Below are 12,568 nucleotides of genomic sequence, written 5' to 3'. Positions count from 1 at the left end.
TCAGGAGCGGAAGCGGGCTTCGTCGCCTTCGACGTGGAGCAGGAAGTCGTGGATCGGCCCGGAGTGGGGAGCCGGGACGAGGGACAGCCGCAGTGCGTCGACGGCTTCCAGCGCCGCAGTGAGCTCGTGATCGTCGCCGTCGCCGCGCTCGACCGCCCTGGTCCACGCCTCAACCGTGGGGCGGACGGGTTCCCAGGCGGGCGTCGGCGAGAAGCGGCAGTGAAACCACGGCTGGTCGAAGCGGTCGAGCACGAGGCTGCCCAGCAGAGTGTCCCCCTGCATCAATCGCCATGATCGATCGGACACGGCTCTCCTGCTGTCGACGGCTCAGGCGCCGTACGGTGTCGACGGCCCCGTCACCGTACCGCGGCGCCGACCGGCCCGTGGGTCCGTCGCGCGGGCCTCGGTCGGGCGGTCCCGCCACCCGACTGCCGGGTCGGAGGGCCGGTGATTCGTGGGCGTCGGCGGTTATGTTCTCTGGGCGAGCAGTCGGCGGACAAGGGCCGGTGCGGGCCCGGGAGGTGGTGACGATGAACCGCTTGCTCCGTTTCCTGCGGCGGCCTGTGGTCATCGCGGCGCTGGTCGTGGTCGCCGCGGCGGTGGTGTTCGGTCTGTTCTGGTTCCAGCCCTGGAAGCTCTGGGTGAACGAGGAGGTCGACGAGGATCTGCCGTCCGGAGTGGCCTCGCCGACGGCGACGGGGTCGCCGGGCCCGTCGCAGCCCGGTGGCACCCTCGCCACCGGGAAGCTGATCAGCCAGGAACATCCCACCCGTGGCACGGTGAGGATTCTTCAGGGCGCCGACGGGAAGCGAGTGCTGCGGCTGGAGGACCTGGACACCAGCAACGGACCCGATCTGCACGTCTGGATCACCGATGCCCAGGTGAAGGACGACGAGTCCGGGTGGCACCTCTTCGACGACGGGGCACATGTGAGCCTCGGTGAGCTCAAGGGCAACCAGGGCAACCAGAACTATCCGCTGCCGGCCGGCCTCGATCTGGGCCGGTACACCAGCGTGTCGATCTGGTGCGACCGCTTCGATGTCTCCTTCGGCGCCGCCCCGCTCACCCGTACGTGAGGGAGCCGGGAGGGCCGGTGGACTGGCTCGGCAGGCAGGGCCGTTCGGGTGATGATCGGCCGCCGTGGCCGGTGAGCGGGTGTCGCCGGGTGCCGCTCGGCCGTTGGCTCTCGTATGACGCCCTCGCCCATTCGACTGTGGTTCCTCCCGGCCAGCCTCGCGGCCCTGCTGGTGACACCGCAGACGCAGACCGGGGCGGAGGCCCTGACGCCGGACGGGGCGACGGGCGGTGCCCCATCCTCCCCGGGCGGGCCCGCGCCCGGCTCTCCGCGTGACGGGAATCCGCGTGACGGGAATCCCGGGGACGCGGCTCCGCAGGACCGGAACGGTCCGGCGGGGAAGCCGCACGACGGGAACCCGGGGGGCGACACCGCGGGGGGCAGCTCCCCCGAGAGCAGGGATCCGGAGGCTGCCGAGGACGCCCCCAGGGATGCCGGCGAGCGCGAAAAGAGCTGATGGGAGCGGTGTCCGGCACCTGCTGTGACGTTCGGCTCACCATATGTGGCGGGCGGTTGGCATCGGTCATAGCTTCGTGGCATGACAAAACACCGCGTAATGCACCTCGGACTGATAACAGCCGTTGTCGCCACCGGATTCGTCGCCGCTCCGTCGGCCCACGCCGATTCCCGGCTCGTCGTGCGCCCGGGGGAGTCCATCCAGGAAGCCGTGGACGCCGCCGAACCGGGCGACACCGTATACATCGCGCCCGGCACGTACCGGGAGAGCGTCCAGATCTCGACCCCGGGTCTGACCCTGCGCGGGGCCGGTGACCGGACCGTCATCAAGCCGGCGGCCACCCCGTCCAGCAAGACCAGCAAGTCGAGCAAGACCAGCAAGACGAGCAAGTCCGCCAAGTCGGGCAAGAGCAAGTCCACCAAGGCAGCCAAGGCCGCCAAGCGTTCCGAGAACGCCTGCGCCAAGGCCGGAAACGGCATCTGCGTCACGGGAACCGAGGGCAACCGGCTGGAGGGCGTGACCCTCCGCTCGCTGACCGTCTCCGGATTCAAGAAGAACGGCATCTGGGCCTCGGACACCGACGGGCTGGAGGTCCGCTGGGTGACCGCCCGGAAGAGCGGCGTCTGGGGCATCGCCCAGCAGAAGTCAGTTCGTGGGGAGTTCCGTTACAACACGATCTCCGACAGCGGGGACTCGGGTCTCTTCATCGCCAACACCGTCGACCGCGAGGGCGGCTCGCTCGACACCGAGGGCGCCGTGGTCCGCGGGAACTTCCTCACCGGCAACCGGATCGGCGTGACGATCCGGCGCACCAGGAACCTGGCGATCCGCAGCAACATCCTCACCGGGAACTGCGGTGGAGTCTTCGTGGTGGGTGACGAGTCGAAGCCCCGCGCCGGGGACCTCACCATCCGCGACAACAACATCTCCAGGAACAACAAATACTGCCCCGGCAACAGCCGTCTCCCCTACATCCAGGGATCCGGCATCGTCCTGACCGGCGCCGAGGACACCCTGATCCGGGGGAACCTGATCCGGGACAACGTCGGCGAGTCCCCGCTGTCCGGCGGCGTCGTGCTGTTCCGCAGCTTCGTGGGGGCCGTCAACAACCGCAACGTCGTCAAGTACAACGTGGCTCTCAACAACGAGCCGGCGGACCTGGTGGACGGCGACAAGGGGGAGGGGAACAAGTTCGTCCGCAACCTGTGCGGCGTGTCGAAACCTGCGGGTTCGTGCTGACCGGTGCGGATCCGACCAGTGGGAAATGGAGTCGGTATGACCACGGTACGTTCCACCCCCCATCCGGCCATGCAACTGCGCGAACTGGTCTTCGGAGCCGCCTGTGCCGCGGCGCTGCGGGCCGCCGCGCGCCTGGGCGTCGCGGACGCCCTGGGGGAGGAGCCCGCCACGGCTGACGAACTGGCGGCGGCGGTGCGGGCCGAGCCGCTGCCGCTGCGCCGTCTGCTGCGTGCCCTCTCCTGCTACGGCGTCTTCGCCGAGACCGACGACGGGCGGTACGTCCACACCGAGATGTCCCGGCTGCTCAAGGACGACGCCCCCAACAGCCTCAAGTACATCTGCCTGTGGTGCACCGAGCCCTGGACCTGGGACGCCTGGCCGGTGCTCGAGGACGCGGTGCGCAGCGGCCGGACCGTCTTCCGCGACCTGTACGGCAAGGACTTCTTCCAGTACCTGCACGAGGACGCGACCGACTCGGCGCAGGTGTTCAACCGGGCCATGACCACCTCCAGCCGGCAGTCGGCCCAGGACGTCGCGGAGCTCCTCGACCTCACCGGGATCACCACGGTCGCCGACATCGGCGGCGGGCAGGGCCATGTACTGGCCGGCCTGCTGGAGAAGCACCCCTCCCTCAAGGGCACCCTGCTCGACCTGCCGGGCGTGGTGGCCAACGCCGATCCCCGGCTGCGGGACGGCGGGGAACTGGCCGGGCGGATGTGCATCATCCCCGGCGACTGCCGCCGCGAAGTGCCGGTCCAGGCCGACCTGTACATCATCAAGAACATCCTCGAATGGGACGACGAGAGCACCCGCCGGACGCTCCGCAACGTCGTCGCGGCCGCCCAGCCCGGTGCGCGGGTCGTGGTCATCGAGAACCTCGTCGACGACAGCCCGTCCATGAAGTTCACCACCGCCATGGACCTGCTGCTGCTCCTCAACGTCGGTGGGGCCAAGCACACCAAGGAGAGCATGATCAGCCGGATGACGGAGGCGGGGCTGCGGGTCGGGGAGATCCGCCCGATCAACGCCTACCTCCACGCCTTCGACAGCACGGTGCCGGAGTAGGGGAGGCGGCAGGCGCGCGAGCGACACCACCTTCGCTAGCACGAGCGGACGCCACGGGCCGCGAGCGGACCACGAGCATCGGGCCGCGACCATCGGACCGCGACCACAGGACCACAGGTACGAACGAGCACGGTGCCGGAGTAGCGGCCGGCACCCGAGGGCCGAGCGCGGTCCGGCGGGAGAGGCCAGTGAGGGGCCGGTCCCGCCGAACGTGCCGGACGGCGGAGGAGTCCGTCCGGCGCACCGCACGCATCGGTCCGACGGCAGGGCCCCGGGAGTCGGACCGACTCCCGGGGCCCTGCCGTTCGCGGATCGTGGGCGGGGATCGTGGGCGGGCCGTCGGGCCGTAGGTCAGGTGGAAGGGCCGGTCGGTGGTGTGAGGGTGGTGGCCGGCGTCGGCATCGAGCGCATGCATGACCGGCCGCCGTCACTCACCCGACTCGTCCCCCTCACCCGACTCACCCAGCTGCGTCAGTCACCCGGCCGCGTCACTCACTCGTCGGCGTCGAGCACCTTCGCCACCAGCCCCGTCGTGTGCTCCGCGGCCCGGAACTCCGGCCTCACCAGAATCCGTCGCAGGAAGTCGACCGTGGTGCTGACGCCCTCCCCGGCCACCCGGAACTCGCCCAGCGCACGGTCCATCCGGGCCAGTGCCTGATCCCGGTCCGGGGCCCAGACGACCGTCTTGGCCAGCAGCGAGTCGTAGTCCGGGCCCACCTGCCAGCCGGGCAGGGCGTGGGTGTCGACCCGGACGAACGGGCCCGACGGAGGCACGAATTCGGTGAGCCGGCCGGGGGCCGGGGCGAAGTCGCGTGCCGGGTCCTCGGCGTTGACCCGGCACTCCAGCGCCACACCGCGCGGCACCACGTCACCCGGACGCAGGCTCAGCGGCAGCCCGGCGGCGATCAGGATCTGCTCGCGGACGATGTCGACCCCGGTGACCATCTCGGTCACCGGATGCTCCACCTGGAGCCGGCAGTTGATCTCCATCAGATAGAACTCGTGCGACGGTGTGAGGACGAACTCGAAGGTGCCCGCGCCGACATAGCCGACGGCCCGCGCTCCGCGCACCGCGGCCTCGCAGATCGAGGTGCGCAGCTCCTCGGAGAGCCCGGGGGCCGGGGCCTCCTCGACCAGCTTCTGGTGCCGCCGCTGCACCGAACAGTCGCGCTCGCCCAGATGGATCGCCGAGCCGTGCCGGTCGCACAGCACCTGGACCTCCACATGGCGGGCGTCGTCGATGTACCGCTCCAGATAGAGCCGGTCGTCACCGAAGACCGCGTAGGCGTGCGCCCGGGTCTCCTGGAACGCGGCCGAGAGGTCGTCCGGGTCCCGCACGACGGCCATGCCGCGTCCTCCGCCCCCGGCCGCCGCCTTGAGGATCACGGGGAAGCCGGTCTGCTGCGCGGTCTCCTTGGCCTCCGCCGGCCCGGACAGCGCGGTGGTGCTGCCGGGCAGGACGGGCAGCCCGGCCTCGGCCATCGCCGCCCGGGCCGCCGCCTTGTCGCCGAGCTGCTGCATCACCCGGGCCGAGGGGCCGATGAAGAAGATGCCGTTCGCCTCGCAGACCTCGGCGAAGTCCGGGTCCTCGGAGAGGAATCCGTAGCCGGGGTGGATGGCCTGGGCGCCGGAGAGCAGCGCCGCCTCCAGGACCGCCGGGATGTTGAGATAGCTGGCCTTGGAGGGGGCCGGGCCGATGTGGACGGCCTCGTCGGCGAAGCGCACCACGGCGGAGTCGCGGTCCGGGGTGGAGTACACCGCGACCGTCCGCATGCCCAGTTCGCGGCAGGCGCGGGCGATCCGGAGCGCGATCTCCCCCCGGTTGGCGATGAGAACCGTGCTGAACATCGGGCTCAGCCCTCCCCGTCGGAGAGCGGCTCCAGCGCGATGAGGCGCTGCTGGAACTCCACCGGGTGCGCGTCCGGAGTGAGGAACTCCACCACCCGGCCCGCCGTGTCCGCCTCGACGGTGCTCATCATCTTCATCACTTCGAGGATCCCGACGGGCTGCCCCGGGCGGACCACGTCGCCGACCGAGACGAACGGCGCGGCCCCCGGTTCCGGAGCGTGGTAGAAGGTGCCGACCGTCGGGGCGAGGAGATACCGCGGAGTGTTCTCCGGCGGGGCCGGTGCCGGTGTGCCGGCCGGGTCCGGCGGCAGCGCCGCCGCCGCGGCGGCCAGGGCGGCCGCCTCGCCCGGGAGGGGGTTCGCCGGGTGCCCGGCCGCTTCCCCGGGCCGTGCCGCCGTGCCGCCCGCGGAGTCCGCCCACTCCATCTCGACCGTCATCTGCCCGTGCTGCAGCCGGATGCGCAGCGGCGGACGCGGTGCCGTTCGGGCCAGCTCCAGCGCGCTGCGGCAGACGGTGTCCAGGTCCGTGCGGCCGATCGGGGCGAGACCGGTTCCGGCGAAGCCGTCGGCTCCGGCGAAGCCGTTCCCGGTGAAGGCCCGGGTCCGGCCGTTCTCACGGTGGTGGTTCGTGGATATGTCCGGGGTCACGATGTACCTCTTCCGGTTGCGGTGGGAAGGACGGCTCGGTCGCTCTCGGCGGCCGCGGAGGCCGGCTCGGCCGCGGGGGCCTCGGCGGCTCCGGCCACCGGAGCCCCGTGGGCGGACGTGGTCCCGTCGACATCGGCGGTCTCGTCGGCCGGGGCGGTTCCGTCGGCCGGGGCGGTCCCGTCGCCGAAGCGCTGGAAACGGCGCCGGCGGTCGCGGATCAGCTGTCCGGGTGCCCGGCGGACGAGGTCGTCGACCGCCGCGTCCACGGCGTCGCGCAGCAGCGCAGCCGCGCCGGCGTGGTCCCGGTGGGCGCCGCCGGGCGGTTCGGGCACCACCCCGTCGACGACACCCAGCCGGAGGAGTTCGCGCGCGTCCAGCCGCAGGGCCGCCGCGGCGGCGGGGGCCGCCTCCGGCTGCTTCCACAGAATCGCCGCGCAGCCCTCGGGGCTGATGACCGAGTACACGCCGTTCTCGCTGACCAGCACCCGGTCGGCGACGGCCAGGGCCAGCGCGCCACCGCTGCCGCCCTCGCCGGTCAGGACGGCGACGACCGGCACCCGCAGCCGGGACATCAGGCGGAGGTTCTCCGCGATGGCGACCGCCTGCCCGCTCTCCTCCGACGCGGGGCCCGGGTCCGCCCCGGGGGTGTCGATCAGGGTGATCACCGGCATGCCGGTCTTCTCGGCCAGCCGCATCAGCCGGGCCGCCTTCCGGTAGCCCGCGGGCGTGGCCATGCCGAAGTTGCGCCGGCGCCGCTCCGTCAGGCCCGGGCCGCCCTTGTGGTGGCCGATCAGCATCACCGGCAGCCCGTTCAGCCGCCCCGGGCCGCCCACGACGGCGGCGCAGTCCGCGCCCAGCCGGTCGCCGTGCAGTTCGTGGAAGTCGTCGAGCAGCAGGTCCGCGTAGTGCAGGGTGCCGGGGCGGTCCGGGTGCCGGGCCAGCCGCACAGCCTCCCAGGCGTCCCGCTCGGGCAGTTCGCCGGGCTCGCGCAGCACCCGTCCGCGGCGGGTCAAAGCGGGCGCCCGGCGCGCCGCCGGTGAGCCGAGGGCCAGCAGCCGGCCGAGTGTGGGCCGCAGCGCGCTCCGCGGGACGACGTTGTCCACCATGCCGTGTTCGAGGAGGAACTCGGCCGTCTGGAAGCCCTCCGGCAGCTGCTGGTGCGTCGTCTGCTCGATCACCCGCGGCCCGGCGAACCCCAGCCGTGCCCCCGGCTCGGCGAGGATCACATCGGTGAGTGTGGCGAAGGAGGCGGCCACCCCGCCGTACGTGGGGTCGGTGATCAGCGACAGGGTGAGGACGCCCGCCTCGTCGAGTTCCGTGAGGGCCTGCGCGGTCTTCGCCATCTGCATGAGGGACAGCACGCCCTCCTGCATCCGGGCGCCGCCCGACGCGGTGACCAGCAGCAGCGGGATGCGCTGCCGCAGGCTCGTCCGGGCGGCCTCCGTGATCAGCGCACCGACGCCGCAGCCCAGACTGCCGCCGAGGAAGCGGAAGTCCATGACGGCCACCACGACCGGCTGGTCCTGGATGCGCCCGCGCGCGCAGACGACCGCCTCCCCGAGTCCGGTGGCCGCACGGGCGTCGGCCAGCCGCTCCCGGTAGGGCCGGGTGTCGGCGAACGCCAGCGGATCGTGCACCGTCGGGACGGGGCCGAGCTGCCGCGCCGAGCCCGGGTCGAGCAGCTGGTCCAACCGCTGGTGTGCCGTCAGGTGTGCGTGCCGGCCGCACTCGGGGCAGACGCGCAACGAGCGGTCGAACCGTTTGCCGTACACCAGCCCGGCACAGTTCTCGCAGCGCACCCACGCCGGGCTGCGGCCCGCCGGACGGTCGTCGCACTGGACCATGGTGGGGTTCCTTCCGGGTCGAGCGCCGCTCCTGGTAGGCCCTAGCCCACCCGGCCGCGGTCCCAGCGGTAGAACTCGTGAGCCATCGCGTCCTTGGGGCTCTTCCACGTCTTCGGGTCGTACGGGTCGACGTACGCCTGGAGCCGGTCGCTGATGTCCCGGAACGCCGGGTGGTCCGCGTGCCGGGCCACCTGGGGGCCGGGCGGCTGGTCGGACTCGATGAGGTGGATGTAGACATCGCCGAACTGGAAGAGGCTGCGGCCGGTGACGCCGATCAGGAGCGGCAGTTCGCCCCGGTCCGAGTCGGCGAAGACACCGGCGATGTCCGGGGCCGAGCCCGGTGCCATCCGGGCGACGATCAGAGCGCGGTGCTGCATGGCAGGTCCCTTCGTCGGGCTTCCTGGCGGAGCGGTGCCGCCGGCGGGGGCGGGGGAGCCCCCGGCCGGTCGGCCGGGGGAGTGCGGCCGGGCACGGTCCCGGCCGGGCACCGGTGGCCGGCGGGCCATCGGTGTTCGTGCGGCGGACGGCCGGTGCGTCGGCACGCACCGGCCGGTGGGCACCGGCCGTCCGTTGTACACCGTCCGTTGTGCACCGTCAGTGGCGCACCGTCAGTGGTGCACCGGCGGTCAGTTGGGCACCGCGGGAGCGGAGTCGCGTCCGCCCTCCCGGGCCCGCTGTTCGATCTTGTCCCGGATGAGTTCCAGCTGGATCCGGGAGTTGCGGTTGATGAGCTCGGTCATCCCGGCGTCGTCGACCGGCGCCTCCGGCTTCATCGCGAAGTCCTGGAACCACCGCATCCGGGTGCCGCCGGGGATCTCCTCGTACTCCCAGCGGATGTTCATGTGCTGGAACGGGCCGGGTTCGATCCGGCGCGCCCGGACGTTCAGCCCGAGCCGGTCGGTCACCCGCTCCGAGACCCAGCTCCAGACCTTGCCGTTGTCGTCCGGGTGCATGGTCAGCCGGAACGTCGTCCTGGTGCCCTCGCGCGAGAGCACCTCGACGGCGGCGTACTCGCTGAACAGCTGCGGCCAGTTCTCCAGGTCGTTGGTCATGTCCCAGACGAGGTCCAGCGGGGCCGCGATGGTGATCTCGTTCTCCGTGTGTGCGGGCATGTCACGCTCCAGCCGTGAGGGAGGTGTTGACGCGTTCGATGAAGTCGTGCGGGGTCTTGCACAGCTCGGAGTCCGGCGGCATGGGCCGGCCGAGCCGGTTCTCCAGCTCTCCCACGATGCCGAGGAGGCCGAGGGAGTCGAGGCCGTAGTCGGCGAAGGTGGAACCGGGGCTGGTCTCCATCTCCCGGGGGTCGACCGTGATGCCGGCGCCGTTCTTCATCAGCGCGGCCAGCTCGTCGAAGGTCAGTTGAGCGGTCATCTGCGGTTTCTCCTCACTCGCGTGGTCCTCGCCTGGGGGTGTCACTCGGTTCCGTCGCCGCCGCGCCGGAGCACCAGCGCCGCGTTCGAGCCCATCAGGCCCCGGCTCAGCACCAGCGCGGTCCGCAGGTCCGCCGGGCGGGCCACACCGGTCACCAGATCGAGGTCGTGGCAGACGTCGACGACATTGGGGGTGGGCGGCACGACGCCGTGCTCCATCGCCAGCACCGCGGCGGCGGCGTCCAGCACCGGAGCGCCGCAGTACGCCCGGCCGATACCGGTCTTGGGCGCGGTCACCGGCACGTGCCGGGCGCGGTGCCCCAGCGCGTCGCCGAGCGCGAGCGCCTCGGCCCGGTCGGCCGCGGGAACGCCGAGCGCGTCGGCGAACACCACGTCGACCTCCTCCGGGGCGCACCCGGCCTCGGCCAGCGCGCCGCAGATCGCCTGCGCCAGCCCCTCGCGGGACTTCTCCCACTGGGCCGCGCCGGTGAAGGTCGCGGCGTGACCGGCCACTTCGGCCCGGATCCGGGCGCCGCGCGCGAGCGCCTCCCGCTCCGCCTCGACCACCAGCATCGCCCCGCCCTCGGCGGGCACGAAGCCGCAGGCCCGCGCGGTGAAGGGGAGGTAGGCGCGGGTCGGGTGGGACGCGCGGCTGAGGTCGGCGTAACCGAGCTGGCAGACGATGGAGTACGGAGCCAGCGGGGCCTCCGCCGCTCCGACGACGACCGCGTCGGTGCCCCGCCGGATGTTCCGGGCGGCGTGGGCGAGCGCGTCCAGACCGCCCGCCTCGTCACTGGCCACCACACCGCAGGGGCCCTTGAAGCCGCCGCGGATGGAGATCTGGCCGGTGCTGGCCGCGTAGAACCAGGCGATGGACTGGTAGGGGCCGACGTAGCGCGACCCCTTCCCCCACAGCCGCTGCAGTTCCCGCTGCCCGAACTCACCGCCGCCGGACCCAGCCGCCGTGACCACGCCCACCCCGAACGGCGAACCGCCGGGGTCCAGCCGGGCGTCGTCCAGCGCCAGCCCGGCCGCGGCCATGGCGAAGTGGGTGAACCGGTCGGTCTGGACGAGGTACCGCTCCTCGATCACGGCGCCCGGGTCGAAGCCGCGGACCTCTCCGGCGACCCGGAGCGGCAGCTCCTCGCACCCCTCGCGGGTCACCCGGTCCAGAACGCTGACCCCTTCCTTCGTCGCTTTCCAGAAGGCGTCGGTGCCCGTCGCGTTGGGGGCGACCACACCGATGCCGGTGACGACCGAACGCCGTTCTTCCTGGGGGCTCATCGCGTCCTCCCGCGTGCTGTGCTCATGAGCACGGCGGACTGGAATCCGCCGAACCCGCTGCCGACCGAGAGCACGGTCCGCAGCGGCATGGGGCGGGCGGTCCGGGGCACGTAGTCGAGATCGCACTCCGGGTCCGGTGTCTCGTAGTTCGCCGTCGGCGGCACCACGCCGTGCGCCATGGCGAGGGTGCACGCCACGATCTCGATCGCCCCGATCGCGCCCAGCGAGTGCCCCACCATGGACTTGATCGAGCTCATCGGGATCTCGTACGCGTGGGCGCCGAGCGAGCGCTTCACCGCGGCGGTCTCGTGCCGGTCGTTCTGCTGGGTGCCGGAACCGTGCGCGTTGACGTAGTCGATCTCCGAGCTGTCGATCCGGGCGTGGGCGAGGGCGCGGTCGATGGCCTCGGCCATCTCCAGGCCCTCCTTGGTCAGCCCGGTCATGTGGTGGGCGTTGCCGAACGTGGCGTAGCCCCGGATCTCGCAGTAGACGCGGGCGCCGCGGGCCCGGGCGTGCTCCAGTTCCTCCAGGACGAGGACGGCGCCGCCCTCGCCCATGACGAAACCGTCGCGGTGCGCGTCGAACGGCCGTGAGGCGTGCTCCGGGTCGTCGTTGTTGGCTGAGGTCGCCTTGATCGCGTCGAAGCAGGCGACGGTGATGGGGGAGATCGGCGAGTCCGAGGCGCCCGCGATGCAGACGTCGACCCGGCCCTCCTCGATGGCGTGGAAGGCGTAGCCGATCGCGTCCAGGCCGGAGGTGCACCCGGTGGAGACCGTCTGCACCGGGCCGAACGCGCTGATCTGCTCGGCCACTTCCGAAGCGAGCGCGCTGGGCGAGAACGCCCGGTGCAGATGCGGCCCGGCCGGCCGGTGGTCCACGTCCCAGCGTTCGCCGGAGGCGCTGACCTTCACGTAGTCGTGCTCCAGGCGGGTGGTGCCGCCGACCGCGGTGCCCAGCGACACCCCGATCCGCCACGGGTTCTCCGCCTCCAGCTCCAGACCGGAGTCCCGCACCGCCTCCTCGGCGGCGACCATCGCGAACTGGACGTACCGGTCCGCGCGCGCCACCTCCTCCTCGTCCAGGCCGTGCGCGGCCGGGTCGAAGTCGCACTCGGCGGCGATCCGCGAGCGGAACCCCTCCGGGTTGAAGAGGGTGATGCCCCGGGTCGCCGTGCGGCCGGAGGACAGCAGGTCCCAGAAGGCCGGTACGCCCACCCCGCCGGGGGCGACGATGCCGACTCCGGTGACCGCGACACGCCGGGTCACGAGACGGACCCCGCGCGGTCCGGGGGCTCCGCCTGCGCGGTGGCCTCCGTTCCCTCGGTGTCGACGTGGCCGAGCTCCGGGCGCGGGGCGAGCGGGCAGAGATGGAAGACCATCCGGGCCTCGGTCCTCCCGACATTGCGGAACCGGTGCCGCATGTGCTGCGGGATCATCAGCCCCTGGTCGGGCCGGAGCGGATGCGGCTCCCCGTCGAGGTCCACCTCGAGCGTCCCCGCCACCACGTACACGAACTCCTCGGAGTACGGGTGGTAGTGCTCCCCGATGCGCTCGCCGGGCTGCACGATGGCCAGGCCCATGAAGCCGCTCGTGGCGCCTACCGCGGTGGGGGTGAGCATGGCGCGCAGGTCTCCGCCGCGCCGGCGGTTGGGCTGGGTCTCGGAGAGATCCACGATGCGGGGTGCGTGCGTGGTCATGATGCCTACCTCCAGGTGGCGTTGCGACGACGGGGATGTGCCG

At 72.3% G+C, this 12,568-nt stretch carries 13 protein-coding genes; 3 read left to right on the top strand and 10 right to left on the bottom strand.

What is annotated here, in order from left to right; all coding sequences use genetic code 11:
• Positions 1–282, bottom strand: coding sequence for a hypothetical protein (locus tag AC3EQ1_RS10570; protein ID WP_432094057.1), 282 nt, complete (start codon positions 280–282; stop codon positions 1–3).
• Positions 283–530: 248 nt separating this feature from the next.
• On the opposite strand from AC3EQ1_RS10570, the gene AC3EQ1_RS10565 reads away from it, so the two are divergent.
• From AC3EQ1_RS10565 to AC3EQ1_RS10555, 3 genes are all read left to right on the top strand, one after another.
• Positions 531–1,076, top strand: a complete 546-nt coding sequence (locus AC3EQ1_RS10565; RefSeq protein WP_432094056.1) for a DM13 domain-containing protein — start codon at positions 531–533, stop codon at positions 1,074–1,076.
• A gap of 537 nt (positions 1,077–1,613) precedes the next feature.
• Entirely contained in the window at positions 1,614–2,771 is a 1,158-nt protein-coding gene (locus tag AC3EQ1_RS10560) for a right-handed parallel beta-helix repeat-containing protein (RefSeq protein ID WP_432094055.1), read from the top strand.
• A gap of 36 nt (positions 2,772–2,807) precedes the next feature.
• Positions 2,808–3,836, top strand: coding sequence for a methyltransferase (locus AC3EQ1_RS10555; RefSeq protein ID WP_432094054.1), 1,029 nt, complete (start codon positions 2,808–2,810; stop codon positions 3,834–3,836).
• 492 nt (positions 3,837–4,328) lie between these two features.
• Here AC3EQ1_RS10555 and AC3EQ1_RS10550 read toward each other — a convergent pair whose 3' ends face one another.
• From AC3EQ1_RS10550 to AC3EQ1_RS10510, 9 genes are all read right to left on the bottom strand, one after another.
• A complete protein-coding gene (locus AC3EQ1_RS10550) occupies positions 4,329–5,684 on the bottom strand; it encodes an acetyl-CoA carboxylase biotin carboxylase subunit (protein ID WP_432094053.1) in 1,356 nt (451 codons plus the stop codon).
• A gap of 5 nt (positions 5,685–5,689) precedes the next feature.
• Complete coding sequence (locus AC3EQ1_RS10545) at positions 5,690–6,331, bottom strand: acetyl-CoA carboxylase biotin carboxyl carrier protein (protein ID WP_432094052.1); 642 nt, start codon at positions 6,329–6,331, stop codon at positions 5,690–5,692.
• Positions 6,328–8,175 (bottom strand): acetyl-CoA carboxylase, carboxyltransferase subunit beta, encoded by a 1,848-nt coding sequence (accD, locus tag AC3EQ1_RS10540; RefSeq protein ID WP_432094051.1) that lies wholly within the window; start codon positions 8,173–8,175, stop codon positions 6,328–6,330. The genes AC3EQ1_RS10545 and accD overlap by 4 nt, the downstream gene beginning before the upstream one ends.
• Positions 8,176–8,216: 41 nt before the next feature.
• On the bottom strand, positions 8,217–8,552 hold the full coding sequence (locus AC3EQ1_RS10535) for a TcmI family type II polyketide cyclase (protein WP_432094050.1): 336 nt from the start codon (positions 8,550–8,552) through the stop codon (positions 8,217–8,219).
• A 249-nt stretch (positions 8,553–8,801) separates the two neighbouring features.
• Positions 8,802–9,287 carry an SRPBCC family protein gene (locus AC3EQ1_RS10530; protein WP_432094049.1) on the bottom strand — a complete coding sequence of 162 codons (486 nt, stop codon included), beginning with the start codon at positions 9,285–9,287 and terminating at the stop codon, positions 8,802–8,804.
• Between the two features lies 1 nt (position 9,288).
• Positions 9,289–9,546 (bottom strand): acyl carrier protein, encoded by a 258-nt coding sequence (locus AC3EQ1_RS10525; protein WP_432094048.1) that lies wholly within the window; start codon positions 9,544–9,546, stop codon positions 9,289–9,291.
• Positions 9,547–9,587: 41 nt separating this feature from the next.
• The gene (locus tag AC3EQ1_RS10520) at positions 9,588–10,829 is read right to left on the bottom strand and encodes a beta-ketoacyl synthase N-terminal-like domain-containing protein (protein WP_432094047.1); all 1,242 of its coding nucleotides are present in this window, start codon (positions 10,827–10,829) and stop codon (positions 9,588–9,590) included.
• A complete protein-coding gene (locus tag AC3EQ1_RS10515) occupies positions 10,826–12,094 on the bottom strand; it encodes a beta-ketoacyl-[acyl-carrier-protein] synthase family protein (RefSeq protein WP_432094046.1) in 1,269 nt (422 codons plus the stop codon). Before AC3EQ1_RS10515 ends, AC3EQ1_RS10520 begins: the two co-directional genes overlap by 4 nt.
• Positions 12,091–12,525, bottom strand: coding sequence for a cupin domain-containing protein (locus AC3EQ1_RS10510; protein ID WP_432094045.1), 435 nt, complete (start codon positions 12,523–12,525; stop codon positions 12,091–12,093). Before AC3EQ1_RS10510 ends, AC3EQ1_RS10515 begins: the two co-directional genes overlap by 4 nt.
• Positions 12,526–12,568: the final 43 nt, after the last annotated feature.

The sequence above is a fragment of the Streptomyces sp. bgisy100 genome, assembly GCF_057709105.1.
The sequence above is the reverse complement of the archived record's forward strand: the minus strand, read 5'-3'. Positions and strand labels throughout refer to the sequence as shown.

Bases quoted from the DNA above. Each gene is read 5' to 3' on its own strand.
- AC3EQ1_RS10570 (WP_432094057.1), bottom strand. From the start codon at position 282: ATGCAGGGGGACACTCTGCTGGGCAGCCTCGTGCTCGACCGCTTCGAC.
- AC3EQ1_RS10565 (WP_432094056.1), top strand. From the start codon at position 531: ATGAACCGCTTGCTCCGTTTCCTGCGGCGGCCTGTGGTCATCGCGGCG.
- AC3EQ1_RS10560 (WP_432094055.1), top strand. From the start codon at position 1,614: ATGACAAAACACCGCGTAATGCACCTCGGACTGATAACAGCCGTTGTC.
- AC3EQ1_RS10555 (WP_432094054.1), top strand. From the start codon at position 2,808: ATGACCACGGTACGTTCCACCCCCCATCCGGCCATGCAACTGCGCGAA.
- AC3EQ1_RS10550 (WP_432094053.1), bottom strand. From the start codon at position 5,684: ATGTTCAGCACGGTTCTCATCGCCAACCGGGGGGAGATCGCGCTCCGG.
- accD (WP_432094051.1), bottom strand. From the start codon at position 8,175: ATGGTCCAGTGCGACGACCGTCCGGCGGGCCGCAGCCCGGCGTGGGTG.
- AC3EQ1_RS10535 (WP_432094050.1), bottom strand. From the start codon at position 8,552: ATGCAGCACCGCGCTCTGATCGTCGCCCGGATGGCACCGGGCTCGGCC.
- AC3EQ1_RS10530 (WP_432094049.1), bottom strand. From the start codon at position 9,287: ATGCCCGCACACACGGAGAACGAGATCACCATCGCGGCCCCGCTGGAC.
- AC3EQ1_RS10525 (WP_432094048.1), bottom strand. From the start codon at position 9,546: ATGACCGCTCAACTGACCTTCGACGAGCTGGCCGCGCTGATGAAGAAC.
- AC3EQ1_RS10520 (WP_432094047.1), bottom strand. From the start codon at position 10,829: ATGAGCCCCCAGGAAGAACGGCGTTCGGTCGTCACCGGCATCGGTGTG.
- AC3EQ1_RS10510 (WP_432094045.1), bottom strand. From the start codon at position 12,525: ATGACCACGCACGCACCCCGCATCGTGGATCTCTCCGAGACCCAGCCC.